Source organism: Neptuniibacter sp. 1_MG-2023 (genome assembly GCF_030547185.1).
Classification (GTDB): Bacteria; Pseudomonadota; Gammaproteobacteria; order Pseudomonadales; family Balneatricaceae; genus Neptuniibacter.
On the sequence record NZ_JAUOQR010000001.1, the window covers coordinates 559927 to 586534 of the forward strand.

The 26608-nt window shown below is 42.8% G+C and carries 29 protein-coding genes; 7 read left to right on the top strand and 22 right to left on the bottom strand.

Annotated features, from left to right (window positions below; all coding sequences use genetic code 11):
* Positions 1-12: 12 nt before the first annotated feature.
* From rng to Q4492_RS02650, 5 genes are read right to left on the bottom strand one after another with little or no spacing between them, the layout of a single operon-like run.
* A complete protein-coding gene (rng, locus tag Q4492_RS02630) occupies positions 13-1482 on the bottom strand; it encodes a ribonuclease G (protein WP_303415685.1) in 1470 nt (489 codons plus the stop codon).
* 19 nt (positions 1483-1501) lie between these two features.
* Positions 1502-2077 carry a nucleoside triphosphate pyrophosphatase gene (locus tag Q4492_RS02635; RefSeq protein WP_303415686.1) on the bottom strand — a complete coding sequence of 192 codons (576 nt, stop codon included), beginning with the start codon at positions 2075-2077 and terminating at the stop codon, positions 1502-1504.
* Positions 2078-2095: 18 nt separating this feature from the next.
* Entirely contained in the window at positions 2096-2596 is a 501-nt protein-coding gene (mreD, locus tag Q4492_RS02640) for a rod shape-determining protein MreD (RefSeq protein ID WP_067868965.1), read from the bottom strand.
* On the bottom strand, positions 2593-3501 hold the full coding sequence (mreC, locus tag Q4492_RS02645; RefSeq protein ID WP_303415687.1) for a rod shape-determining protein MreC: 909 nt from the start codon (positions 3499-3501) through the stop codon (positions 2593-2595). The genes mreD and mreC overlap by 4 nt, the downstream gene beginning before the upstream one ends.
* A 46-nt stretch (positions 3502-3547) precedes the next feature.
* Positions 3548-4585 carry a rod shape-determining protein gene (locus Q4492_RS02650; RefSeq protein ID WP_067868972.1) on the bottom strand — a complete coding sequence of 346 codons (1038 nt, stop codon included), beginning with the start codon at positions 4583-4585 and terminating at the stop codon, positions 3548-3550.
* A gap of 221 nt (positions 4586-4806) precedes the next feature.
* Here Q4492_RS02650 and gatC point away from each other — a divergent pair, with 221 nt between their 5' ends.
* From gatC to gatB, 3 genes are read left to right on the top strand one after another with little or no spacing between them, the layout of a single operon-like run.
* Positions 4807-5094 carry an Asp-tRNA(Asn)/Glu-tRNA(Gln) amidotransferase subunit GatC gene (gene gatC, locus Q4492_RS02655; RefSeq protein ID WP_303415688.1) on the top strand — a complete coding sequence of 96 codons (288 nt, stop codon included), beginning with the start codon at positions 4807-4809 and terminating at the stop codon, positions 5092-5094.
* Positions 5095-5151: 57 nt separating this feature from the next.
* On the top strand, positions 5152-6603 hold the full coding sequence (gene gatA / locus Q4492_RS02660) for an Asp-tRNA(Asn)/Glu-tRNA(Gln) amidotransferase subunit GatA (RefSeq protein WP_303415689.1): 1452 nt from the start codon (positions 5152-5154) through the stop codon (positions 6601-6603).
* Positions 6604-6616: 13 nt separating this feature from the next.
* Complete coding sequence (gene gatB / locus Q4492_RS02665) at positions 6617-8071, top strand: Asp-tRNA(Asn)/Glu-tRNA(Gln) amidotransferase subunit GatB (RefSeq protein ID WP_303415690.1); 1455 nt, start codon at positions 6617-6619, stop codon at positions 8069-8071.
* A gap of 122 nt (positions 8072-8193) precedes the next feature.
* Here the strand turns inward: gatB and Q4492_RS02670 are convergent, their stop codons facing one another.
* Complete coding sequence (locus tag Q4492_RS02670; protein ID WP_303415691.1) at positions 8194-8823, bottom strand: TorF family putative porin; 630 nt, start codon at positions 8821-8823, stop codon at positions 8194-8196.
* 270 nt (positions 8824-9093) lie between these two features.
* Between Q4492_RS02670 and msrA the strand changes: the two genes are divergently transcribed.
* The 3 genes from msrA to Q4492_RS02685 all read left to right on the top strand — a co-directional run bounded on the left by msrA (position 9094) and on the right by Q4492_RS02685 (position 12033).
* The gene (gene msrA, locus Q4492_RS02675; protein WP_303415692.1) at positions 9094-9564 is read left to right on the top strand and encodes a peptide-methionine (S)-S-oxide reductase MsrA; all 471 of its coding nucleotides are present in this window, start codon (positions 9094-9096) and stop codon (positions 9562-9564) included.
* Positions 9565-10033: 469 nt separating this feature from the next.
* Positions 10034-10801 carry a class II aldolase/adducin family protein gene (locus Q4492_RS02680; protein ID WP_303415693.1) on the top strand — a complete coding sequence of 256 codons (768 nt, stop codon included), beginning with the start codon at positions 10034-10036 and terminating at the stop codon, positions 10799-10801.
* A gap of 56 nt (positions 10802-10857) precedes the next feature.
* Positions 10858-12033, top strand: a complete 1176-nt coding sequence (locus Q4492_RS02685; protein WP_303415694.1) for a mandelate racemase/muconate lactonizing enzyme family protein — start codon at positions 10858-10860, stop codon at positions 12031-12033.
* Between the two features lie 69 nt (positions 12034-12102).
* Here the strand turns inward: Q4492_RS02685 and Q4492_RS02690 are convergent, their stop codons facing one another.
* From Q4492_RS02690 to rpoE, 14 genes are all read right to left on the bottom strand, one after another.
* Positions 12103-12948 carry an amidohydrolase gene (locus Q4492_RS02690; RefSeq protein ID WP_303415696.1) on the bottom strand — a complete coding sequence of 282 codons (846 nt, stop codon included), beginning with the start codon at positions 12946-12948 and terminating at the stop codon, positions 12103-12105.
* A 26-nt stretch (positions 12949-12974) separates the two neighbouring features.
* On the bottom strand, positions 12975-13715 hold the full coding sequence (locus Q4492_RS02695; RefSeq protein ID WP_303415697.1) for an SDR family NAD(P)-dependent oxidoreductase: 741 nt from the start codon (positions 13713-13715) through the stop codon (positions 12975-12977).
* 25 nt (positions 13716-13740) lie between these two features.
* Positions 13741-14118, bottom strand: a complete 378-nt coding sequence (gene acpS / locus Q4492_RS02700; protein WP_303415698.1) for a holo-ACP synthase — start codon at positions 14116-14118, stop codon at positions 13741-13743.
* Positions 14115-14888: a pyridoxine 5'-phosphate synthase gene (gene pdxJ / locus Q4492_RS02705; protein WP_303415699.1), complete on the bottom strand. Its 774-nt coding sequence runs from the start codon at positions 14886-14888 to the stop codon at positions 14115-14117. The genes acpS and pdxJ overlap by 4 nt, the downstream gene beginning before the upstream one ends.
* 10 nt (positions 14889-14898) lie before the next feature.
* Positions 14899-15594, bottom strand: coding sequence for a DNA repair protein RecO (recO, locus tag Q4492_RS02710; RefSeq protein WP_303415700.1), 696 nt, complete (start codon positions 15592-15594; stop codon positions 14899-14901).
* A 12-nt stretch (positions 15595-15606) separates the two neighbouring features.
* Positions 15607-16548: a GTPase Era gene (era, locus tag Q4492_RS02715; RefSeq protein ID WP_303415701.1), complete on the bottom strand. Its 942-nt coding sequence runs from the start codon at positions 16546-16548 to the stop codon at positions 15607-15609.
* A gap of 1 nt (position 16549) precedes the next feature.
* Positions 16550-17230 carry a ribonuclease III gene (gene rnc / locus Q4492_RS02720; RefSeq protein WP_303415702.1) on the bottom strand — a complete coding sequence of 227 codons (681 nt, stop codon included), beginning with the start codon at positions 17228-17230 and terminating at the stop codon, positions 16550-16552.
* Complete coding sequence (locus Q4492_RS02725) at positions 17227-17604, bottom strand: DUF4845 domain-containing protein (protein WP_303415704.1); 378 nt, start codon at positions 17602-17604, stop codon at positions 17227-17229. The genes rnc and Q4492_RS02725 overlap by 4 nt, the downstream gene beginning before the upstream one ends.
* Before the next feature lie 16 nt (positions 17605-17620).
* The gene (gene lepB / locus Q4492_RS02730; RefSeq protein WP_303415706.1) at positions 17621-18433 is read right to left on the bottom strand and encodes a signal peptidase I; all 813 of its coding nucleotides are present in this window, start codon (positions 18431-18433) and stop codon (positions 17621-17623) included.
* An 18-nt stretch (positions 18434-18451) separates the two neighbouring features.
* Entirely contained in the window at positions 18452-20251 is a 1800-nt protein-coding gene (gene lepA, locus Q4492_RS02735; RefSeq protein WP_303415707.1) for a translation elongation factor 4, read from the bottom strand.
* 171 nt (positions 20252-20422) lie between these two features.
* Positions 20423-21823, bottom strand: a complete 1401-nt coding sequence (locus Q4492_RS02740; protein WP_303415708.1) for a DegQ family serine endoprotease — start codon at positions 21821-21823, stop codon at positions 20423-20425.
* A 32-nt stretch (positions 21824-21855) separates the two neighbouring features.
* Positions 21856-22290, bottom strand: a complete 435-nt coding sequence (locus tag Q4492_RS02745; RefSeq protein ID WP_303415709.1) for a SoxR reducing system RseC family protein — start codon at positions 22288-22290, stop codon at positions 21856-21858.
* On the bottom strand, positions 22287-23117 hold the full coding sequence (locus tag Q4492_RS02750; RefSeq protein WP_303415710.1) for a MucB/RseB C-terminal domain-containing protein: 831 nt from the start codon (positions 23115-23117) through the stop codon (positions 22287-22289). Before Q4492_RS02750 ends, Q4492_RS02745 begins: the two co-directional genes overlap by 4 nt.
* Positions 23118-23150: 33 nt before the next feature.
* Positions 23151-23732: an RNA polymerase sigma factor RpoE gene (rpoE, locus tag Q4492_RS02755; RefSeq protein ID WP_067869033.1), complete on the bottom strand. Its 582-nt coding sequence runs from the start codon at positions 23730-23732 to the stop codon at positions 23151-23153.
* Between the two features lie 281 nt (positions 23733-24013).
* On the opposite strand from rpoE, the gene nadB reads away from it, so the two are divergent.
* The gene (gene nadB / locus Q4492_RS02760) at positions 24014-25609 is read left to right on the top strand and encodes an L-aspartate oxidase (RefSeq protein ID WP_303415711.1); all 1596 of its coding nucleotides are present in this window, start codon (positions 24014-24016) and stop codon (positions 25607-25609) included.
* 32 nt (positions 25610-25641) lie between these two features.
* On the opposite strand, the gene Q4492_RS02765 is transcribed toward nadB, so the two are convergent.
* Both Q4492_RS02765 and Q4492_RS02770 read right to left on the bottom strand, forming a co-directional pair.
* Positions 25642-25839 carry a hypothetical protein gene (locus tag Q4492_RS02765; protein ID WP_303415712.1) on the bottom strand — a complete coding sequence of 66 codons (198 nt, stop codon included), beginning with the start codon at positions 25837-25839 and terminating at the stop codon, positions 25642-25644.
* 238 nt (positions 25840-26077) lie between these two features.
* On the bottom strand, positions 26078-26332 hold the full coding sequence (locus Q4492_RS02770; RefSeq protein ID WP_067869042.1) for a succinate dehydrogenase assembly factor 2: 255 nt from the start codon (positions 26330-26332) through the stop codon (positions 26078-26080).
* Positions 26333-26608: the final 276 nt, after the last annotated feature.

The following is a 26608-nucleotide window of genomic DNA, read 5'->3' on the forward strand; positions in this document are numbered from 1 at the left end:
TATCTATACCTACTATCGCAAAACAACATCAAAACTTTCCGCGTTATACATAGGCTCAACTTGAAAGCGAATGGTCTTACTAATAAATGATTCAAGCTCCGCCACATGATTTGAAGCATCATCTAACAGATAATCAACAACCGCCTGCGCAGCCAAAACCAAATAACTATCGGTATCATAAGCTCGATGCTGTCTTAAAATTTCACGGAAAATCTCATAACAAACGGTTTCTGGAGTCTTAATTGACCCTCGCCCTTGGCACTCAATACACACATCGCATAAAACCTGCTCAAGACTCTCTCTAGTCCGCTTACGCGTCATTTCAACAAGTCCTAAATCAGACACACCCGTCAGCTTACATTTTGCATGATCTTTTTCTAAAACCCGCTCTAAGGTTCTTAAAACTTGGCGCTGGTGATCTGAGTCTTCCATATCAATAAAATCGATAATAATAATGCCACCCAGATTACGTAACCGCAGCTGACGACCAATTGCTGTTGCCGCTTCCAAGTTCGTCTTAAAAATAGTCTCTTCTAGGTTTCTATGCCCAACAAAAGCTCCAGTATTAATATCAACCGTTGTCATCGCTTCTGTCTGATCAAAAATTAAGTACCCACCTGACTTAAGCTCTACTTTCCGCCCCAGCGCTTTTTGAATCTCCTCTTCAACATTGAACAGATCAAAAATAGGTCGTTCACCCGGATAGTATTCTAATTTACCTGCAACCTCTGGCACGAGGGCATTAACAAAATCCTGAGCTTTCTGAAAAGTTTCTCGTGAGTCAATACGGATTTTTTCTAGGCCACCATGAGCCATATCGCGCAAAGCGCGCATATTAAGAGGAAGATCCTCATAAATAACGCTAGGGGCTTTTGCGGATTTTATTTTAACTTTGATCGAATCCCACAAACGGCGTAAAAACTGTATATCTTCGGCCAGCTCTGCCTCAGCAGCACCCTCAGCAACAGTACGAAGAATAAAGCCTGTCGGTTCTTCAGCCTCATCAGTCTCTGATAAAGTTTGAACTATACTGCGCAACCGATCACGCTCTTCCACATCCTCAATACGCTGAGAAACACCGATATGCTCATTTCCAGGCATACAAACCAAATATCGAGACGGCAAAGATAAATGAGTTGTTAATCTTGCGCCTTTAGTACCAATAGGGTCTTTAGTAACCTGTACCAGCAGTGCTTGCCCTTCCCGTAACACCATCGCAATTGACGCATTACTTTTTTCTTCAGGCGTTACATTCTGAGCCAAAACTTCTTCAACATGAATAAATGCAGCGCGCTCCAATCCAATATCAACAAAGGCAGCCTGCATTCCCGGAAGTACTCTAACAACCTTCCCCTGATATATATTACCCACAATACCGCGGCGGTGAACTCGTTCGATGTAGACCTCTTGAGGCATACCGTTTTCAATCACAGCAACTCGGGTTTCCATTGGTGTGAAGTTGATTAAAATCTCTTCGCCCATGACTGTTCCTTAAATATCTTTATGTATGCCAGATTTCTACGTCTGCCAATTTCAACAATTCTGCCGTTTCAGATAAAGGCAAACCTACAACAGCGGAATAACTACCCTCAATGCTGTCAACAAATATAGCACCCAAACCTTGGATTCCATATGAGCCTGCTTTATCTGTCGGCTCCCCGGTTTCCCAATACCGATCACACTCTTCTCGAGAAAGTGTTCTAAATTTCACACGGGTTGTGACCACACAACTATAGATTTGTTCTCTACACACTACAGCAACGGCAGTAATAACCTGATGAGTCCTACCCGATAGACTCATCAATATATTAACAGCATCCGTTTTATTTTGTGGCTTACCGATTATATTACCATCTAAAACAACCGTGGTATCCGCCCCCAAAACAGCCTGTTGCTGCTCAACCTTATCGTATCCAGCTTGCGCTTTAGCTAATGCGACTCTTTTTACATAAGGTACAGGTTGCTCACCAGGTTTAACATCTTCACAAATATCAACAGGACTAACGTCAAACTGCACACCAATCTGCGCCAACAACTCTTTTCGTCTTGGGGAAGCAGAAGCAAGTACTAGTTTCACTTTATAGCCTCAAATATTTTATTTAATCCGGAATAGACGACGAATGCCGCGTAAAACCACAAACAACCATGGCCATAATACAGCACTAATAAGACAAGGAAGGAGGAAAATCAGGTTATCACCCGTATATCCAGTGAAAGCCTGCATCCAATGAAATAATAACTGATTGATACCCACTAGCACCATCACCATCAGTGCTTGCTGCACGACAGGAAACATCCGTAAACGCTGGTGCAATAACAATGTCAAAAAGGCGATGATCGTTAACGAAAGGGCATTTAATCCAAGCACACTCCCCTTAATCACATCCAGAAAAAGACCTAGAAAAAAAGCGACTCCCATTCCCACGCGATGCGGAAGAGCCATCACCCAATAGATCAATATCATAGCGACCCATTCTGGACGAGCCCATTCAAGATAATAAGGTAACGGAATTTGACTGAGCATCAAACCCACAAGAAAAGTGGCTAATATAATCAATCCGCCACCACCGCTAGGAGCTGGAGCACCAGAATTCACTGCTTCTCCTCTGAGGCTGTGACTTCATTTTCTAGCTGTGCATCAGCTGGCACAACGGGAATCTCTGGCATATTAACCAGGAGGAGATGTCGAGATTTATCCAGTAGAGCGGTTGGTTTTATGCGTACCCGAGCAAACTGCTGACCCGGATCACGTATAACTTCAGAAACTATAGCCACAGGGTAACCTCTAGGAAAGCGTCCTCCTAGGCCCGAAGTAATCACTAAATCATTTTCTTGAATATCCGCGGTATCGGGCACATGATCCAATTCCAACTCATCGAGCTCCCCTTTACCTATAGCTATAGTCCGGAATCCATTGCGATTAATCTCAACTGGCAAGGCATGCCTTGCATCAGTGATCAGCATAACTCGACTGGTATAGTAAGAGATCTCAGTGACTTGACCCATTACACCACCCGCATCGAGAATTGGCTGACCCAGCACTACATTATTTTCACTACCGCGATTAATAATCACCTGATGCTGGAATGGATCTGGGTTGACACCAATAAGCTCAACAAGTTGAACCTCTTCGTCAACTCTATGACTACCTTTAAGTAACTCACGCAATCTATTATTTTCAAGCCATAGGGCATCATTTTGCTGAACTTTACGTTCAAGCAATAAGGCTTCAGACTTAAGTTTGGCGTTTTCTTTTACCAGTAAACTCCTATCAACCACAATATCGGAAACCTCACCAGCAAACCGGCTTGGCACATCAATAACCCATTGTAACGGAGTCAACAAAAGAGAGAGATAGGCACGGCTTTCCCTTACTTTTGCGGAATAGAGATCCGCAGCCATAAGAGCAAACGCAATAACAATAAGAAGAAGGAAGCGGCGACCAGAAGACCGTCCGCGAAATATAGATTTAATAACCCACCTCCTGGCGAGCCCTCGCACATAGGAGGCGGGATATAAAAATTAAGACACTAACATCTGGCATAAGTTAATCATGACTTACCAGCTCAAAACCATGCTTATCAAGCATCTCTAATGCACGACCGCCCCCACGTGCTACACAAGTAAGAGGATCTTCTGCAACAATCACAGGCAAGCCAGTTTCTTCACTAATAAGACGATCAATATTTCGCAACAACGCACCACCACCCGTTAACACAATACCGCGTTCAGCAATATCTGATGCCAATTCAGGAGGACACTGTTCCAAGGCACTTTTCACTGCCTGAACAATCGCAGACAAAGGCTCTTGCAAGGCTTCTAATATTTCGTTGCTATTCAATGTAAAACTACGAGGAATACCTTCAGCGAGATTACGTCCACGCACATCGATCTCATGCATCTCTGTAGATGGATAAGCTGTACCAATCTCTTGCTTAATGCGCTCAGCCGTTGAATCACCAATTAAGCTGCCGTAATTTCTGCGCACATAAGTAACAATATACTCATCAAAACGATCTCCGCCCAAACGGACAGAATCTGCATAAACAATCCCGTTCAACGAGATCACTGCAATCTCAGTGGTACCACCACCTATATCAACCACCATAGAGCCACTCGCTTCATCCACCGGCAAACCGGCTCCAATAGCTGCAGCCATAGGCTCATCAATCAAATAAACTTCGCGCGCACCCGCACCCATCGCCGATTCTTTAATAGCACGACGTTCCACTTGTGTAGATTTACATGGAACGCACACAAGTACCCGCGGGCTAGGTGTAAGGAAATTGGTATCATGAACTTTACTAATAAAATATTGCAGCATTTTCTCTGTAACATGAAAATCTGCAATAACACCATCTTTCATTGGGCGGATGGCTGTAATAGAGCCAGGAGTTCGGCCTAACATTCGCTTCGCGTCTGCACCGACCGCAGCGACAGATTTTTGATTACCCGTCTGCCGTATCGCAACAACAGAAGGCTCATCAAGAACGATATCTTTGTCACGAACATAAATCAGTGTATTTGCTGTGCCTAGGTCTATAGACAAATCACTGGAAAAAAGACCACGAATTTTCTTTAACATGTAAAGGGAGTCCTAAGAAATCCTGCAGGTATAGCCGCTATATCCTGAAAACACGTAACTCTAACAATGGCACGCGTTTTGAGCAAGGCGTAAATAAGTAAATCTACCGAAATAACTTACTTATTTATCCTTCAGGATACAGCACCAATATGATAACGTATGCCTTTATTTTTTTCCTTTGTTATTTTCATTGATAACACCTCAAAAAGTGAGAGTAAATTATGTCTCTGGACCGCACTGATGTGGACAAAATCGCCCATCTGGCGCGACTTCAAATTGAAGAACAAGACGCTCCTGAATACGCGCAAAATTTGTCAAACATTTTAGATCTGGTTGACCAGATGCAAGCCGTTGATACAACGGATGTGTTACCTATGGCTCATCCACTTGACGCAGTACAACGTCTTCGTAGTGATAATGTCACCGAAGATAATCAGCGTGAACTTCTACAATCGGTCGCTCCCGCCGTTGAAAACGGCCTATTCCTCGTTCCAAAAGTGATTGAGTAAAGCGGTAATTAGCAACCACTTCACCCATCAGGAATACATTTAAAGGATAAGAAGTCCATGTTTGACAAAACACTCGCCGAATTAGCAATAGGGCTAAAAACCGGCCAATTCAGCAGCGTTGAGCTGACTCAAGCCTATCTTGCACGCATCAAGGCTGAAGATGATAAATACAATAGCTTTATCACAGTTACAGATGAACTTGCACTAGAACAAGCAGCTAAAGCTGATGCAACGATTGCAGCAGGTGATGCAGGCACCTTCACTGGCTTACCTATCGCCCACAAAGACATCTTTTGCACTCAAGGCGTTCGCACCAGTTGCGCATCAAAAATGCTTGATAACTTTATCTCACCTTACAACGCAACAATCGTCGATAAGTTTAACCAAGCTGGGGCCGTAACTTTAGGCAAAACAAATATGGATGAGTTCGCCATGGGCTCATCTAATGAAAGTAGCTTTTATGGTCCATGCAGCAATCCATGGAATACTGATTGTGTACCCGGTGGCTCATCAGGCGGATCAGCAGCAGCGGTATCGGCCCAACTAACACCCGCAGCGACTGGCTCAGATACTGGTGGTTCCATTCGCCAACCAGCAGCTCTATGTGGCATTACAGGCCTAAAGCCAACCTATGGCCGCGTTTCACGTTACGGCATGATCGCCTTTGCATCCTCATTGGACCAAGGCGGTCCAATGACTAAAACAGCAGAAGATGCAGCCATCATGTTAAATGTGATGGCAGGGTTTGATCAGCGCGATTCCACGTCAGCAGATCGTGACGTACCCGATTACACAGCAGAACTCAACAAACCACTTGAGGGCCTGCGTATCGGCTTGCCTAAAGAGTTCTTCAGCGGCGATATCAACGCAGATATTGCAGCACAGACTCAAGCGGCCATCAAAGAGTTTGAAAAACTAGGAGCAACCGTTAAAGAGGTTAGCCTACCTAATACAGCACTCTCTATTCCCGCTTATTATATTATTGCGCCAGCAGAAGCCTCCTCAAACCTATCTCGCTTTGACGGTGTACGTTACGGCTATCGCTGCGAAAATCCTACAGATTTGGAAGACTTATATAAGCGATCACGAGGCGAAGGCTTTGGCCCTGAAGTAAAACGCAGAATATTGGTGGGCGCTTACGCCCTATCTGAAGGCTTTTATGATGCTTATTACAATAAAGCCCAACAGATCCGTCGCCTTATTCGGGATGATTTTAGCAAGGTACTAAGTGAAGTCGATGTTATTATGGGCCCGACAACACCTCACCCTGCCTTTAAGATAGGCGAAAAATCATCCGACCCTGTCGCAATGTACATGGAAGATGTTTTCACACTCTCTCTCAACCTAGCAGGCCTTCCAGGCATGTCTATCCCATGCGGCACCGTTGATGGTCTGCCCACTGGGTTACAAATCATTGGCGACTATTTTGCCGAACAAAAACTGCTAAATGTTGCACACCAGTTCCAACTAGCAACCGATTGGCACAAACAGTCACCACAAGGCATCTGAGGGGTTAATTATCATGGAATGGGAAGCGGTAATCGGGCTAGAAATTCACGCCCAACTAGCCACAAAATCCAAAATCTTTTCCGGTGCCAGCACTGCATTTGGCGCCGAACCTAATACACAAGCGTGCGCGGTAGACCTTGCGCTACCTGGCACACTCCCGGTATTTAATGAAGAAGCATTACGAATGGCGGTCAAATTCGGCCTCGCCGTTGATGCTGAGATCGGACGAAAATCTGTATTTGATCGTAAAAACTACTTTTATCCAGATCTACCAAAAGGCTACCAAACTAGCCAACTGTTCCACCCCATAGTTGGTATCGGCCATATTGATATCACACTGGAAGATGGTACGACCAAACGTATCGGTGTAACTAGAGCTCACCTAGAAGAAGATGCAGGTAAATCTCTACATGATGAGTTCCCTGGTATGACTGGCATAGACCTCAACCGCGCCGGCACACCACTACTTGAGATTGTATCTGAACCCGACATGCGCAGCGCTGAAGAAGCGGTAGCTTATGTACGCAAAATTCACTCTCTAGTCACTAGCCTCGGCATCTGCGATGGCAACATGTCTGAGGGTTCTTTCCGTTGCGATTGTAATGTTTCCGTTCGCCCTAAAGGCCAAGAAGAGTACGGTACGCGTACCGAGACAAAAAACATCAACTCATTCCGCTTTATTGAAAAAGCCATAGTGGGTGAAATTGAACGCCAAATTGATCTAATCGAAGATGGAGGACGTGTAGTACAAGCAACACGCCTGTACGATGCGGACAAAAACGAAACCCGCTCCATGCGCTCAAAAGAGGAAGCTAACGATTACCGCTACTTCCCCTGCCCTGATCTTCTACCTATTGTTATTGATGAAGATTACATTGACGCAATACGTCAAACCTTGCCTGAACTCCCTGATGCCAGAAAAGCACGCTTTATCGAAGAATATAAACTCAGCGAATACGATGCTATGGTTCTGTCTGCTGATCATAATATGGCAGCCTATTTCGAGGTTATTGCAAAAACCGCTAACGATGCGAAACTCGCAGCCAACTGGGTAATGGGTGAACTATCTAAACTACTTAATCAGCATGATCTGGATATCACCAACAGCCCAGTTAACGCAGAGCAGCTAGGTGGATTACTACTACGTATTAAAGACGACACTATTTCAGGAAAAATAGCTAAACAAGTATTTGAAGTGATGTGGTCTGAAGGCGGTAACGCTGATGAGATCATCGAATCCAAAGGCTTAAAACAAGTTACCGACAGCGGCGCTATCGAACAGATTGTCGATGAAGTCATCGCCAACAATACGCCACAAGTGGAGCAATACGTTAACGCTGAACCTGATAAACGCGGCAAGATGATCGGCTTCTTTATGGGGCAAGTCATGAAAGCGTCTCAAGGTAAAGCCAACCCAGGCCAAGTACAAGGTGTACTTAAGCAAAAACTCGACGCACTGGTAAGCTAACGCTTTTACTATCACAAAAAAACCGCGGTTATCGCGGTTTTTTTATCATTAAAAATGACATAAAAAAAGCCCGTCAAAGACGGGCTTAATACTAGTATGTAAAATCAAACAAGGTGCAAAACTTAGAAGTCGAAAGTCTTGCTGATGTAGAAAGTAATAGTGTCTTCGCTACCGATCTGGCTATCAGGATCGATATAAGCAACGCCCATATCTAGACCTTCATAAGTAGCACCGTAACCGATTTCCCAATAGTCGCCATCGTAATCATCACCAAATGAACCGTATGTAAGGTAAGCACCTTCATATTCGCCAGTAAGCGCTAAGAACGTATAGTCTAGCTCAGGTGTGCCACCAGAAGTGTCTTCAGTACCCACAGTATATTCTAAGCTTACAGGACCGTAACCAACGTTAAAGTTGATCTCATGGAAATCAGTAGCGCCGTCTTCTGTATATAGGTAACCAGCATAGCCAACGTAGTAAGAGAAGTCTTCAACTTCACCGGCATAACCACCGTAAACATCAATCTCCTGCTCGCCATTGTTCAATGAAGCAGCCCAAGTACCTACAGAGATACCATTACCTGCGTCATAATCCAAGCCACCCATCATGCTTGCGCCATTAACGCCCTGATCAGTACCACGGAAGTAGTAGTCGCTCATTGCGCCGATGTTAGCAGACAAACCTGCTTCAGCCATAACAGAAGCAGACAAAAGACCTGCAGCAATCAATGTTTTCGTAGTTGATTTCATCATTAATAATTCCCCCTAGGACAAAATGAAATTCTTTAAACTACACCCTATAAAGCACAGTATATGCCAATAAATAAAACTACATTAAAATCAATTAGTTAATTAATAAAAGTTACTGTATAACTAAATAAAACAGATCAAACACTATATCAGTGCACCAAAAAAGCACACTCTATTTGTTGCGCCGCACCAAAGATGAACTTTTTGTTACTGAAATAGCTCAAACAGATTACAGTATTAAAACGGCTTAGCCATAAACGAAGGAAATAGCATATGAATATTGCAACATTTGCAGCGGGTTGCTTTTGGGGAATAGAACTTCACTTTTCAAAGCTCCCTGGTGTTACCAGTACAGCAGTCGGCTATATGGGTGGCCATAACTCAAATCCAAGCTATCAAGACGTCTGTACTGGGGATACCAACCATGCAGAGGTAGTTCAAGTAACCTTTGATAGACAAGAAACAAGTTATGAAGAACTGTTAAATGCTTTCTGGTCAGCACACAACCCAACCACATTAAACCGCCAAGGTCCCGATATTGGAACACAATACCGTTCCGCTATTTTTTATCACAACGAAGAGCAAAAAAGATTCGCGGAATTAAGCAAAGAGAAACTTGATAATAGCGGTTTATTACCCTCTAAAATCGTTACAGCAATAGTGCCCGCTGAAACCTTTTGGCCTGCAGAGGAATACCATCAAAAATACTTAGAGAAACGAGGTATGGGTGGATGCGGAATTTAAAAACCACACCTTAACCCATTGACCTTAGGCAGATATATACTACAAAGGCGCTCACTGGAGCGCCTAAATTTAGGTACTTCAAACAATTTAAAGCCCCTCTCCCTAAACCAAAACATTCACTACTCTATATCCAATACCACCCATACTAACCGCACAGACGGTACCTTATGATGGTCATGGAATTTAATTCAAAACAACTAAAAACATTAAGCCCAGTAAACTCGCACCGGTTAACGCAATTAACGGAAACTCCATTCTTGATTTAAAAGTACGCGTATTCACACTTACCTCCGTTCGAATAGTGACAATGAGAACCATTATCACTAAAACACCACTAAATGTAAATAGTTCTTATTACCAAATAAATAATTTTATTCCTCATCAATGCTTCCAAAAATCTCTGTATAATTCCCTTTTTGAATATTTTAAAAACTGAATAGCTCGGCATAAATAGCCTTTAGGGGGCACCATGTGTGAAGCACCTATATTAGACCTTAAAAACACTGTATCTCCAGAAGAGTGGGAAACTCGGATAAATTTAGCAGCATGCTACCGCTTGGTAGAAAATTTGGGTTGGGGTGATCTAATTTATACCCATATTTCTGCAAAAGTGCCCAATACTGGGCATTATTTAGTCAATGCTTTCGGCCTAAGCTTTGATGAGGTTACCGCTTCTAATCTCGTTAAAGTCGATCTAGATGGTAAAATTCTGGATGAGACTCCTTTTGATATAAACCCTGCAGGTTTTACTATCCATAGCGCTATCCATGAGGCCCGCGATGATGCTCACTGTGTAATTCATCTCCACACGAACGAGACAATTGCAGTATCAACACTTAAAGAAGGCCTGCTTCCTCTTTCTCAATACGCCTGTTTCTCTCTCTCCTCTTTAGGCCATCATGGTTATGAAGGTCTTGCCGTAGATCATGCAGAGAAAAAACGCTTACAAAGTGATATAGGAACACATAACCACTTATTACTCCCTAACCATGGTGCACTCACCCTTGGCCCCACTGTCGGTGATGCGTTTATGCGCATGTATGATCTTCAACGTGCTTGTGAAATACAATTAATGATTCAAGCAACTGGCGCAGAAGCTATTCATATTGCTCCTGAAATTGTTGAAGGCATCTCCAAACAAGCTAATGTGGTCCATTCAGGCTCAACCGGTGGGCAAAAATCTTGGCCTGCTATGTTGCGTAAAGCCTACAGACTTGACCCGACGTTTGCTTCCTAATGCCCCTATCTAATTCAAATAACAAGTAGCTTAGAGTTGTTATAAAAGGTTAAATAATGAAAATTAATCGCGTAGAAATTTTTGATATCCACTGTCCAGATCGTCCAGTATGGAACCCCGTTTTTATTCGCATTCATACAGATGAAGGCATTAGTGGCGTAGGTGAAGCCGGTTTAGCCTATGATCTTGGTCACAGCGCTGCAGCTCATATGATAAAAGAGTTCGCAGAAGAGATGCTCATTGGTAGGGATCCATTTCAAACAGAAGATCTATGGAATTTAATGCTACGCGGTAGTTTTTGGGGCTTAGGTGGCGGACCTATTATTTATTCAGCCATGAGCGCAATAGATACCGCACTTTGGGATCTTAAAGGAAAAGCTTTAGGTGTACCTGTTTATCAGCTATTAGGCGGAAAAGTTAACGATAAACTTCGTACTTACGCTAGCCAGTTACAATTTGATTGGGATGAGGATTTCGCGCGCTTAACCGATCCAGAAGATTATGCCAAAGCAGCAGAGAAAGCGATGGCGGAAGGTTACGATGCAGTAAAAGTAGACCCTATTATGTACGACGCCAAAGGGGAAACCCATTTTGATCGTACTAAACTGTTTAGTAATCAAGACATGAAAATGTTCCGTGCGCGACTAATGGCTATACGTGATGTAATGGGGGAAGATGGCGATATTATCTTTGAATGCCACAGCCTCCCAGGTGCATCGACAGCGATCCAGCTAGGTGAAATTGTTGAAGAAGCTCGCTGCATGTACTTTGAAGAGCCTGTTAATTACCTTAATTCGGAACTGCATAAACGGGTAGCTGACAAAGTCAATGTCCCTATTGCCGGTGGTGAGCGTCTCTATAATCGCTGGGGTGTACGCCCATACTTAGAAGACCAAAGCCTAGATGTACTACAACCAGATATAGGTTTATGCGGCGGCTTTACCGAAACCAAAAAAGTTTGTGACTATGCAGATGTATATGATGTGCGTATCCAAGCCCATGTATGTGGAGGCCCTGTAGCAACGGCGGCCTCACTACACCTAGAAACAGCTATTCCAAACTTCTTAATTCATGAACATCACACTTATGCTATTAAGAAATGGAATCGAGAACTATGTATTCAAGACCCTCAACCTATTGATGGCTTCTTCCAAGTATCTGAAGCGCCGGGTATAGGGATTGAGCTAAATGATGAGATCGTTATGCGCTCACCTAGAATGGAAATAAAATAAGTTAGATATTTTTTAAGAAAAAAGGCTCATAAGATTTTACTTATGAGCCTTTTTTATAACAAACAGGTCTCAATCAAAACCATATATACGTTTCGCATTTTCATAAACAAGCATCTCCTGTTCAAAACCCTCCCACGACATCTCATGCAAATACCGAGACCATACTTCTGAATAGCTACACGAAAGCTCTGATACAGGGAAATTACTAGCCAGCATCACTCGGCTCAAACCAAATTGTCGAATAACAAACCTTATCAGGGGCTCTATTGCTTCTGACGTCCAATTAACATTCCGCATCTCCCACCCTGAACATTTGATATAGCACCTAGGCTGACGTGCTAATAGAGTAACCGAGTTCATCCAACTTTCTGATAGTTGATCTGATGATCCACAATGATTGATAACAACCTTAAGCTTGGGAACAGAATATAAAACCTGATTTAAATGCTTAACTGCAGAACGATCAGTTAATGAAAGTTGAGCTTCAAAGAGCAGACCTTTTTCAGCAATAAGGGATAAATGCTTAACCACACGCTCATTATTTAAAATCGTTTCAGCATGTTCATCAAGAATATGACGAATACCCACAAGTGATTTACATTGCGCTAACCGATCTAATTGGGCAGGAAAGTGATTGGATGTTAAATCAGCAAAGGCCACGCTTTTAAAGGGTAGCTGGCAATGCTGTTCCAGCCATTCCAACTCACGCCAAGGCGATGCATTATCAAAACCGGCCTCTATATGCACAAAACCAGCAAGCTCCATTACTTGGCTACTCACTAGGTCTGCTTCAAAAAAACTACGTCTAATTTTTTCTTTACCAGGCCACTGAGGCCGATGATCAGCCTGCAGCCAACCATAATCGCCCTGCTGTAAATCAATGAGGTGAATATGGGGATCTATCACTCTACTCATAAAACACCCTAAGCCTGATGAATATATTATTGTGCGGTATAACCACCATCAATAACCTGAGCACTGCCGGTAATAAACTTAGCCTCATCGCTCCCTAAAAAAGCGATTAATGATGCAACCTCTTCTGGTTGACCGATTCTACCTAAAGGTTGAAGCGCAGCCTCTTCTGCATGGATAGCTGCTTTATTGGCTCCCGTACGTTCACAATAGCGATCTATTGCCTGATGGTATAAAGGTGTCTCAATAGTGCCTGGGCACACTATATTCGCTCTAATACCATAAGTGGCATAATCTAATGCGGTTGTTTTCGCCATCGAAGCTAAAGCCGCTTTACTCATGTTATAAACAAACGAGTTTTTCTTGCCAACTAGCGACTGATCAGAACCAACTAAAACAATTGAGCCTGATTGCTGTGCTTTCATAATAGGTAATACGGCTTTGAGTAGGTAAAAAGCACCTTTCACATTGATGCCCATTACACGCTCAAACTCTGCATTTGAGGTGTTTTCAATAGAGGCAGACAAATGCACACCGGCATTAGACACAAGTACATCAATGCGGCCTATACTTTCTTTAATCTGTTTAATAGCGCTATCTATTTGCTGCGGATCTGAAACATCACATTGAATATAAACAGACTGATCTTTGGCTAAATCAGATGGCTTCAAATCAAGATTAACAACAGAATAACCTTGGTCTAAAAACTTATTAACAACCGCTCGGCCAATACCGAAAGAACCGCCGGTTATCACACAGACTCTACTCATTTAGTTATTCCTATATACCGTCAGGTTAACTACTTTCCGCCACAACAAATGCAACTATATAATCTTTTTCATCACTGTAACTAAGATGAAGATTGGCCACATTTAAACTGGATGCCCGTTCAGCCGCACCTAAAGTTAAAACGACTAAAGGACGACCCAAACTATCTTTGGTGATTTCGATATGCTTCCAACTCACCCCTCGCCCTATTCCAGTCCCCAATGCTTTTGTCACCGCTTCTTTTGCAGCAAAGCGTTTAGCTAAGAACAGAGCAGGGTCATGGGCTTCGGTACAAAGTGCAAGTTCGTCAGAGGTCAGAATTCTCTCTGCTAGCTTAGGTGTTCTTACCCAAGCTTTTCGCAAACGGCTAATTTGAAGAATATCTGTACCAACACCGACAATCATTTTTTCAGCGCATCTCTTAATGGCTGAATACGTGCTTGCGTTTGTAGCATCTGCTGTTTCATCTCAGACACCGCTTCTTTAAGACCAACAAACAAAGCCCGTGCGACAATGCCATGTCCAATATTAAGCTCATTCATCTCTGGGATTTCAGCGATCTGCTCAACATTATGGTAGTTCAAACCATGTCCAGCATTTACAATTAAGCCTTTTTGATAAGCATAAGCAGCCGCATCTCTAATTCGTTTTAATTCTGCCACCTGCTCCAAGGAGTTTTCTGCATCAGCATAAGCTCCTGTATGTAATTCAATCACCGGGGCTCCACAACGGATAGTGGCATCTATCTGTTCAGACGTTGGATCGATAAATAAAGAAACTTCGATACCCGCCGCATTTAAACGATTACAGGCATCTTTAATTCGTGATTCCTGCCCCGCTACGTCTAAACCACCTTCAGTCGTCAGCTCTTCGCGTTTTTCCGGCACTAAACAACAATGGGCAGGCTTTACCTTTTCCGCAATTTCAATCATTTCATCAGTCACGGCCATTTCAAAATTCATCCGCGTCTGTAAAGTTTCTTTTAACAGAAAAACATCACGATCCTGAATATGGCGACGATCTTCACGCAGGTGAATAGTAATACCATCAGCACCGGCCTCTTCTGCTAATGCCGCCGCCTGAACAGTATCGGGATAACGGGTGCCTCTTGCTTGGCGAATCGTTGCAACATGATCAATATTTACACCTAACAAAAGACGGGACGGCTCTATCACCTTGTGCTCCTTACATTTTTTGAAACAGTTCTCGACTGCGTAACGGTTTATAACCAAGCACGCGATCTATGAGCGCACGCATAAGGCGTTTCGATGCTCGCCGAACTTGGGGGTTTTCATAATTATCATCTGAAATTGCGTTTAACTGCCAGCCATAAAAACAGAAAGGCTTACGTTTGTCACTTATATCACGACTACTTAAAATGGAAAATCCATGTTCAGGATCCAAGAGATAGATCTGTTCATCCTGTTGATTCCCGAGTTCAGGAAGGTAACCTAACTCATCTAACAAACGATGCTCAAAAGTGCGCAAGGCACCTTCTATATCTTTACCCGATACAAGCTCATTAAGTACATACTGATAATAGACATAAAGTGGAGGGTGCGGATCAAATGGCTGAAGCGTTCGAGAAAGTAATTCATTAACATACAAACCACACAGCAATGCATCACCATTAAGAAACATCATCGCGGCGACAGGCTCTGCCTGGGTAATGGTTTTTAACTCATTCCGTCCACGCCAGCCTATTTGAACAGGTACAAAAGGCTGAACGCTAGCCCGCAATTTAGATTTGGGGCGGCGTGCGCCTTGAACAACAGCGGGGATTTTTCCATATTCCAAAGTAAAAAAGTCAACAAGGAGACTGGTATCTCGATAAGGGCGACCATGAAGTACATAAGCCGCCTGCTGATCTGTTTGACTCATACGGAATGCAAATTAGCTATTATCGTAACCTAAGCTACGCAGGGCTCGTTCATCATCAGCCCAACCTCGACGAACTTTCACCCAAAGATTAAGCATAACTTTACAGTCAAACATACGCTCCATATCTAAGCGCGCATCACGACCAACGGTTTTAATTCGTGAACCTTTATCGCCAATCACTATACGTTTTTGACCATCACGCTCGACAAGAATTAATGCACTTACGTGAAGAACACCGTTTTGAGCATACTTAAACTCTTCTATCTCAACGGTTGTACCATAAGGAATCTCATCACCTAAGTTACGCATCAGTTTCTCACGGACCATCTCTGAAACCATAAAGCGTGAGCTTTTATCTGTTACTTGGTCTTCAGGAAAATGGTGCATCCCTTTTGGCATATGTTTAGCAATCAGCTCTTCTAACTGCTCAACGTTATGACCATCTTTGGCTGACAAAGGAACCATCTCCGCAAAATCCATACGTCCTGCATGAGACTGCATTTGAGGGAGCAATGAAGCTTTATCTTTTAATTGATCAATTTTATTAACTGCCAAAATAACGGGGCAACGAACATGCTTCACTTTATCTAAAACAAGCTGATCTTCTTCAGTCCAAGCCGTACGATCAACAATAAAAACCACAAGATCCACATCACGTAAAGCATCCGACGCCGCTTTATTCATATAGCGGTTAAGGGCTTTTTTACCTTCATCTTTATGTAAACCGGGCGTATCAACATAGACAATCTGTAGATCGCCCTCTGTCTTAATCCCCATAATTTGATGACGTGTAGTTTGCGGTTTACGGGAAGTGATACTCAACTTCTGACCCAGAATATGGTTCATTAGCGTTGATTTCCCTACATTGGGACGGCCGACAATTGCTACAAAGCCACAACGCTGATCAGGGTTATGAGACTTCTCATCCAACAGGTGCATTAAATCTTCAGCCATTTTACTTTTCTACCTGTAGAATAATGAGTGCATTTTTAGCAGCTTCTTGTTCCGCCTGACGGCGGCTACTACCTATACCTTTAGCTGCTTGCTGTAGACCTTCCACGCTGCATTGTATATAAAATGTCTGTGCATGGGCTTCGCCTTCTACATTAGTCAATGTGTATTCAGGCAAAGATAGGCGACGTGATTGCAGAAACTCCTGCAAACGCGTTTTTGAATCTTTCATAGACTCGTTCAGATCAAGTTTGCTTAACCGTTCTTTAAACCAAGACAAGATAAAGCCACGTGCAGTTTCCATATCTGTATCAAGGTAGATAGCACCGATAATCGCTTCAACTGCATCCGCTAAAATTGAGTCGCGGCGATAACCACCACTTTTAAGCTCACCACTCCCCAAACGAAGGTAGTCGCCTAAATTTAACTCGCGCGCAACTTCAGATAAAGTAACGCCTTTTACCATACGAGCACGTAGACGGCTTAATTCACCCTCTTTGGCCTTGGGAAAGCGTTTGAAAAGATCATCAGCTATAACAAAATTGAGAATGGAGTCGCCTAGAAACTCTAAGCGCTCATTATTCTTTTTGCCACAGCTTCGATGAGTCAATGCTAATTCAAACAACGACTCATCGGTAAAGCTATGGCCTATACGACGGGATAATTCAGATGCTGGTTTTATCAAGGTGCTATTGCTTCATATTGCTTTTCAAATTTAACCATTGCGTCAACGTTATAAAACATTGGTACACGTATTTCATAATCGAGGACAAAACGAATCACGCCCTCTTTTTTAGTAATGATCAAGGAGTCTTTATGGGGTAACTTCACTTGATTGATACGAAACTTTTTACCAATATCTAGTTTCAAAGTACCCATACTTTTTGTCAATTCGTCCCTGTCTGTACTTACCTGAGTCAATACTGAATCGATCGTATTATACTCCAGATAAGCTGGATACAGCTTAAATGCGACAGAAAAGAAAAAGCCTGCGACTAATAAGACAATCAAAATTGAGAAAAATGATGCGCCGGTTTGTTGCTTACGAGTAGGTTTCATTCCATTCTCCATTCCATTACTCAATCACACGAACGTCGCCAAATTTTGGCCAGCTCAAGAAAGTCGGCCAATGCATCCATACAGCAAATGCCTTACCAACTAGTAAGTCCTCAGATACAAAACCCCAGTAACGACTGTCATTACTATTATCACGGTTATCACCCATCATAAAATAATGATTATCAGGTACTGTCCATTGCATATTTTGAGAAGGTCGCGCCAAATCTTTATTAATCTGATGCTCTACACCACCCAAATTTTCTGTCAAAAGTTGCTGTATTGGACGATTAGGCGGTAACTGAGCCAATAACGATTGAGGTTGTGCCTCTCCGTTAATAAAGAGCATTTTATCCTGATAACGGATAATATCACCCGGCAAACCTACCACTCGCTTAATATAATTAATCGACGGATTCTCCGGATACTTAAATACAATCACGTCACCACGTTCAGGTTCATTGATCTCCACAATCTTAGTATTCAATACAGGCAAACGTAACCCATAATGAAATTTATTAACTAAGATAAAATCACCAATTTTTAAGGTTGGCAACATTGAGCCCGATGGAATCTGAAAAGGCTCAACCAGAAAAGAACGCAGCACCAAGACAATAAGTAATACAGGGAACATTGATCTACCTGTATCCACCCAACCGGACTCACGCTCAATCTCAGCTCTAACGGATTCTGAAAGCTCACCATCCACTTGATTAGCTGCTGCACTTAATTTAGCTTCACGTTTCGGCTTAAGTGATATTTTATCGTAAAACCACACAAGCCCTGATACAAACGTCAGCGCTACAAGTATTAGTGCAAAATCAAAATCCATCTATACTGCCCTTAAAAATTAACTATCTACTTTTAATACTGCTAAGAAAGCATCCTGAGGTATCTCTACATTACCTACTTGCTTCATGCGCTTTTTACCTGCTTTCTGTTTCGCAAGCAGTTTCTTCTTACGGCTCACATCACCACCGTAACATTTAGCTAATACGTTTTTACGTAGTGCTTTTACTGTAGTTCGTGCGATAACTTTTCCACCTAATGCTGCCTGAATTGCAACATCAAACATCTGACGTGGAATAACTTCCTTCATCTTTTCACAAAGCTGACGCCCTTTATACTGCGCATTATCTCTGTGTAAGATAATCGCTAAAGCATCCACTTTATCGCCATTAATCAAAATATCCATGCGTACCAACTGAGCAGGTTCAAAGCGCACAAAGTTATATTCAAGCGATGCATAACCACGGCTAACCGACTTCAAGCGATCAAAAAAGTCTAAAACCACTTCAGCCATCGGCAGTTCATAGGAGATTTGAACCTGATTACCTACATAATTCATCTCTTTTTGAACGCCGCGCTTTTCAACACAAAGGCCTATAACTTGCCCAAGATAATCTTGCGGCACAAGGATATTAGCTTCCACTATAGGTTCGCGCATCTCATTGATAGAACCCGGATCTGGCAGCTTGGACGGGCTGTCGATTTTAACAACATCACCGTTATTCATTTCAAGCTCATAAATTACCGTAGGTGCTGTGGTAATTAGATCAAGATTATACTCTCGCTCTAAGCGCTCTTGAATAATCTCCATATGAAGCATACCAAGAAAACCACAACGGAAACCAAAACCAAGGGCATCTGATGTTTCAGGCTCAAAGAACAGTGATGCATCATTCAACGTCAGTTTATCAAGTGCTTCACGAAAATCTTGATAGTCATCAGAGCTCGTTGGGAACAGCCCCGAGTAGACCTGAGGCTGCACTTTTTGGAAACCAGGTAACATGTCAACTTCAGGCGTTTTCTGGTGGGTTAATGTATCCCCCACCGGCGCACCATGAATATCTTTAACACCAGCAACAACAAAGCCAACCTCGCCAGCTTTGAGCACACCCGTTTCTGTCCGTTTAGGTGTAAAAATACCTACAGATTCCGCTTGATAGCTCTGTCCTGTAGATTTAACTAAGATCTTGTCTTTCTTACTTAATGTTCCCTGTTTAACACGTACTAAGGAAACCACACCTAAATAATTATCAAACCATGAATCTATAATCAGTGCTTGAAGCGGTGCATCTACATCGCCTTGCGGTGGAGGAACATCTCGTACAAGATGCTCTAATACATCAATCACACCTAAGCCACTTTTTGCGGAGCAGGTCACGGCCTCTGTCGCATCAATACCAATAACTTCTTCAATCTCCATACGAACCCTTTCAGGCTCAGCTTGAGGCAGATCGATTTTATTCAAAACAGGAACAACTTCTAACCCTTGTTCTATCGCCGTATAACAGTTGGCAACAGATTGGGCTTCTACACCTTGTGCAGCATCAACAACTAACAAAGCCCCTTCGCAAGCGGCAAGGGAACGTGACACTTCATATGAAAAGTCAACATGTCCAGGCGTGTCGATAAAGTTAAGCTGATAGGTTTGCCCATCTTTGGCGGTGTAATCCAAAGTTACACTCTGAGCCTTAATGGTAATACCACGCTCACGCTCGATATCCATTGAATCGAGTACTTGCGCCTCCATTTCACGTTCACTAAGGCCACCGCACATCTGGATAAAGCGGTCAGCCAAAGTCGACTTACCATGGTCAATATGGGCAATAATTGAAAAATTTCGGATATGTTTTAGGCTGCTCACTTGATGGCTACCATTACTCTTAACTCGCTGGAAAGGCGCAAGTTTACAGTATTTGCTCTATATGAGCCACGAAAAATAGAGTGCATCTTTTTCGATATTTTTTATGGTTTTTTTGACCCACAAAAAAATAAAACAAAGGGGCTAAAACACCCCTTTATTTTTCTAACATTCTTACTCTATTCTTAAAGGAATAAACATTGGGCTACCCCTACGCACGATCCGCATAGGTAAAGACCGATTGACAGGAAGAGAGCTTGCGATCCGATTAAAGTCAGCAACAGAACCAACCTGCTCACCGTTCAACATAGTAATCACATCACCAACCATTAAACCAGAATTAGAGCCAGCCCCTGGCATAACGCGACGCACAACAACTCCAGCACTCACTTGCCATTTTTCTCGTCTCTGCTCATCTAATTCTACTACATCAACATTCAGACGATTTAATGTATCTGCGTTATATTTATCCTGTCCCGCACTTGCTAGCTGGTTTTGATTCGGTAAAACACCAATCTTCACATTGATTGTTTGCTTTCTTCCAGCGCGCATTACTTCTACTTTGGCTTTAACACCTGGTTTAACTCGCCCTACATAATGAGGGAGATCAGACGACAGCGTTACCTCTAATCCTTCAAAACTTAAAATCACGTCACCCGCTTGCAAACCAGCTTCATCGGCGGGACTATCAGGCAAAACCTTCGCAACCAATGCGCCTGCGGGTTTGTCTAACCCAAAGGATTCAGCTAAATCCCTATTCACTTCTTGGATAATAACGCCCAACCACCCACGCGTAACATAACCATCTGCTTTCAACTGATCCGCAACATTCATAGCCACATCAATGGGAATAGCAAATGACAACCCCATGAAGCCGCCAGAACGCGTGTATATCTGCGAATTAATACCGACAACCTCACCATCAAGATTAAACAAAGGCCCACCGGAATTACCTGGGTTAATCGCTACATCAGTCTGAATAAAAGGAACGTATGTCTCGTTCGCCAAGGCACGTTCTTTCGCACTAACAATACCGGCCGTAACACTATGATCAAATCCGAAAGGAGATCCTATAGCCAGTACCCACTCACCCACTTCGAGATCTTTAGATTTACCTAATTCAACGGTTGGCAGGTTATGAGCATCAATTTTAAGCAATGCCACATCAGAGCGTTTATCCGAGCCAATCACTTCAGCTTCTAACTCACGCCGATCAGCAAGTCGAACAATGACTTTATCTGCATCAGCGACAACATGATGATTGGTAAGCAAATAGCCATCTTCAGAGATAATAAAACCGGAACCTAAAGATTGAGGGGCTTGGTGCTTTGGCCTCTCTCCTTGCTCAAACTCCGGCATTCTAAAAAAATGCTTAAAAATTTCGGGAATCTCTTCGCCATTAGGACCAACCAAAGAGTACCCTTCGGAACTATCAGCCTTCTGGATTGTACTAATATTTACAACTGCTGGAGAAGCTTCTTTTACAAGAGATTTAAAGTCAGGAAGGTTGGCAGCTGATACCGAATGTACGGACAAAATCAAAAAAGCAAAAATGAATTTAGATAAATATCTCATATCAAAATCACCTATAACTATCAGAAATAAAGTTAAATTACTTTCATTAACGTAGGCTGGTACTTACACGAGCGGAATAGAGAATAGCTTCCAAAACGAACAAGCAAGAAGCCTACTAACAATGAGGAAAAAGATATTAAAATCATCCAACCTTCGGAAAATCCTAAGGCATCGGCAATAACCGCTCCTGCAAAAAGACCAATAAGCGGCATAAGGTACATAAAGACAGTGGCCTTAAGAAAGGCCCCCTCTTCAATTCCGATCAGCACATCATCATCGGTAATAACCGATAAGTTATCTGGGTTATTCACGCGGAAAATAAAACGTTTACCCTGACCTACTGATGCTAACAACTTCTGGCCGCAACCGTTTTTAGCAGCACAACTCGCACATGCGCTTTGCTTGACTGTCTCAACCCACACACCTTGCGAGTTAACGTCAACGACTTTCCCGTTTTCTTGAATCATTTTTTCACTACTGAAGACGCAATTCTTTCAGCGATCATCAAAGGAACATCACCAACAACGGTAACAAATTGATCACCAATTCTTTTACCTACCGCAACCATATTTCCAGACTGGGCAACCCCTTCTGAAACTGATTGATGTCCATAGTTTTCAACACAAACACTAAACGTATTACGTCCGTTACTAAAAATTTGCACTTCCGCGTGAGGCATAACATCACTACGTAGCCCACTAAAACCGTCTGGAAGCCATGAAGCCTGCCAATTAGGTTTTTGTTTTTTCAGCATATGCTCATGCTGTTCAATATAACGATCTATACCTTGAGGTAAGCGGATAATTTCAGGCTGCTGACTCTCAACTTCGATATTAGAACGGTTGCCAAACTGTGCTCGAACAATATCATTAGAAAGCGTACCCGTTGGAAGAGAATAGCTCGGACGGTTATCAGCAATAGTCGACTCTTCAGGCTGAGAAAGGTTCTGCGCCCCAAGAATAACCATCGCCGTTACTGATGCCGCAGCGGCCATACTTGCTACTGGTTTCCAAAGAAAATGAGATTTACTCACCGTTTTTTCTGAATCAGTAGATCCATCTTCCAAATGAAACTCAGGCTCAGATTCCAAAGCAGACATAACACTTGAACTTATATCTACAGCGATTCCATTACCATCTTCGCTACGTATAGCAGACCGAATTAAATGGTAACGCTGCCAAGTTTCTGCAAGCTCAGGTTCGCTCTCAATCCGCGCTAATGTACGGCGGAGTTCAAAATCAGTTACTTCACCATCCATAAGTGCAGAAACAGACTCAATAGATCGATCAGTCATAATTGTGTACCTCAAATTTCATCATTTCTGCAATCAACTTGCCATTAAAGGCATAATTTCTTTATCTAATGTTTCCCGCGCCCTGAAAATCCTAGACCTTACCGTCCCAACGGGACAATCCATAACGCGCGCAATCTCATCGTAACTCATACCCTCAAACTCTCTCAGGGTAAGCGCCATTCTTAAATCTTCTGGTAATCGATTCAACGTACGCTTAATCACTAAGTCCAACTCATCTTTATAAAGTTCATTTTCGGGCGTCGCTATGTCTTTCAATTGATGATCACCCTCAAAAAACTGTGCATCGTCAACATCAACGTCTATAGGTTTACGACCGCGTGAAACCAGATGGTTTTTAGCCGTATTAATGGCTATACGGTACAACCACGTATAAAACGCACTATCACCGCGAAAATTTGGAAGTGCTCGATATGCCTTAATAAATGTTTCTTGGGCTACATCTTGAGCTTCATGGAAGTCATATACATAACGACCAATTAACGCAATAATCTTGTGTTGGTACTTTTTAACCAAAAGATCAAACGCTGTTTTGTCGCCTGCTTTAACGCGTTCGACAAGTTTTTGATCAACTACTGTTTGGCTCTCATTTGACACTCGATATTCCTTAGATTCTTTCCATGAGACTCATTACTATAAGCATAGAGGCTAAAGCAGCCAAAGTATCTCTTTTGCTTCTACTATATTCAACTCTCATCAAGAGTGTCGGGACAACTACTATGAGCTTAGAAATAAGATGAAGTTCCCTCAACACGTAAAAAAATGCTAAATTGCGCATTAAAAGTTCTAACAATTACCATAAAACACTATCCTCTACAGAATTTCTGTCAGTAAAATAGCCCGACAGCAATTTCTACTTGCATATAAAGAGCAACCAAATGACACAACACCACCACTACGACGCTTTAATTATTGGTAGCGGAGCCGCAGGCCTAAGTATGGCGTTACACCTCGCTGAAAACGCGCGCGTGGCGGTACTTAGCAAGCGAGAACTAAAAAGTGGATCAACTTGGTTAGCTCAAGGCGGTATTGCCGCAGTCTTAGATACAACCGACAGCACACAAGCTCATATAGAAGATACGATGACAGCAGGAGGACAATTAAGCCGCCCTTCCGCCGTTGAATTTACGGTATCCCATGGCAAAGAGAGTATTGACTGGTTAATTCAACAAGGCGTTGCCTTCACACAAGAGAGTGATGATTACCATCTAACAAAAGAGGGGGGCCACTCCCATCGAAGAATTATTCATTCTGCCGATGCAACAGGCAAAGCACTACAAAGCACACTGATAGAGCGTGCAAAAGCATCGCCTAATATAGACCTCTTTGAAGATCACATTGCAGTTGACCTTATTACCCGCCGCAAGCTCGGTCTAGCACACAACCGTTGCGTCGGAGCTTATATCTTGAATGGAAAAACAGGCCACGTAGAAGTATTTCAAGCACCCCATGTCGTTTTAGCAACCGGAGGCGCTTCTAAAGCTTACCTTTATACAAGCAACTCAGATGGCGCAACTGGAGATGGTATTGCCATGGCTTGGCGTGCGGGCTGTCGTGTGGGAAATATGGAATTTAATCAATTCCACCCTACCTGCCTTTACCACCCCCAAGCAAAATCCTTTTTAATTACAGAAGCCGTTCGCGGTGAAGGTGGAAAGTTATTACTACCTGATGGCGAACAATTCATGCATAAATTTGATAAGCGCGGTGAATTAGCGCCCCGAGACATTGTCGCTCGCGCTATAGATCATGAAATGAAACGCTTAGGTTGTGATTGTTTATTTCTAGATATATCTCACAAACCCGAAACCTTTATACGCGAACACTTCCCGACCATCTATAAACGGTGCTTAAAGCTAGGTATTGATATCACTAAAGAACCTATCCCTGTCGTACCCGCTGCCCACTATACCTGTGGAGGCATTGTTACTGACGAAAAAGGACGAACCGATATCCCTGGCCTCTATGCCATAGGCGAAACCTCATTTACGGGTTTACATGGCGCTAACCGGCTAGCTAGTAATTCATTACTTGAGTGCCTAGTCTATGCAAAATCAGCATCTGAAGAAGTTTGCAGCTCCTTAGCAGCTCCTCTCGACAAATCATTAATCCCTGCATGGGATGAAAGCCAAGTAACTGATTCTGATGAAGATGTGATTATCTCCCACAACTGGGATGAAATACGACGCTTTATGTGGGATTACGTGGGTATAGTGCGTACTACAAAGCGCCTACAACGGGCAAAACATCGTATTGACCTTTTACACCATGAGATCAGCGAATATTACAGTAACTACAAAATCAGCAATGACCTTTTAGAGTTACGCAATTTAGCAGTGGTAGCAGATTTGATAATACGCTCAGCTATGCTTCGTCACGAAAGCCGCGGGCTACATTATACTCTCGATTACCCAGAACTAGGCGCAGAGCCCATAGATACCATCCTGACTCCTATTAACTTTTCTTGGAACTAAATCAAAGAGAGGGCGAAGCAAGCACCCTCCCCTTATTGAACAGCTTCGCCATTAGGCTTTACTGAACGGTGTAAAGCCAACACTCTTAGACGACGAAATTCTTGAGGCGTGCAAGCATCCCAGAACACTATAACGGGAATAGGAAATAGGCGCTCTTCAACTTTACACAGTAAACAAATGACAAAGGGTAAAACAGACGTCTGTTTTAGCTCCGCCACATCCAACCGCATACCATCTCTTAGGAAAAGCTGAATACAACCATTTTCAGCGGACCAACCAATAGAGACTATCGAAGACGAGTCTCTGCATAGCCTATTATAAATAAAATAAGCAAAACTCATTACTACAAACAAAGAAAAGAGAGATTTATGGAACGCAGGAATAAACGAAACAAAAATAGAGTACAGCGCAATAAAATGCACCCCACTACAAATATATAGCAGAGTGCGAGATTGCCCTATATGGAGATTACTTAGGTTGAACACGCTCCAATATAATCCTCACAATCCGTTGCAGATCTAAATCATCAGGTACTGCCCGCTCCATAAGCCAAACAAAAAGGTCCTGATCTTCGCAAGCAAGCAGCTTTACAAAGCGATCTTGATCATCCTTTTCAAGATCAGCAAAAGCTTCTTCTACAAATGGAACAAATAACACATCAAGTTCCAGCATGCCCCTACGACTCTGCCACCTTAAACGACGGATATCTTCTTCTGTATACATAACACCCACTATAGCTGACAACAATTTATACTAGAACTACTGACTAGCGATGAGTCTAATTATGAAGGTAAGCACAAAAAAATAGAAGTCGAATACAACAACATTATTCAGATTAAAAGTACTTACCTTATATACCCTAGAACTCTATATAACTAAGCACTATAAATCTAAGCCCCAGACGCAAAAAACCCCGGCTACGTAGTAACCGGGGTTTCTCTAAATAAATGCTTGGCGATGACCTACTCTCACATGGGGAAACCCCACACTACCATCGGC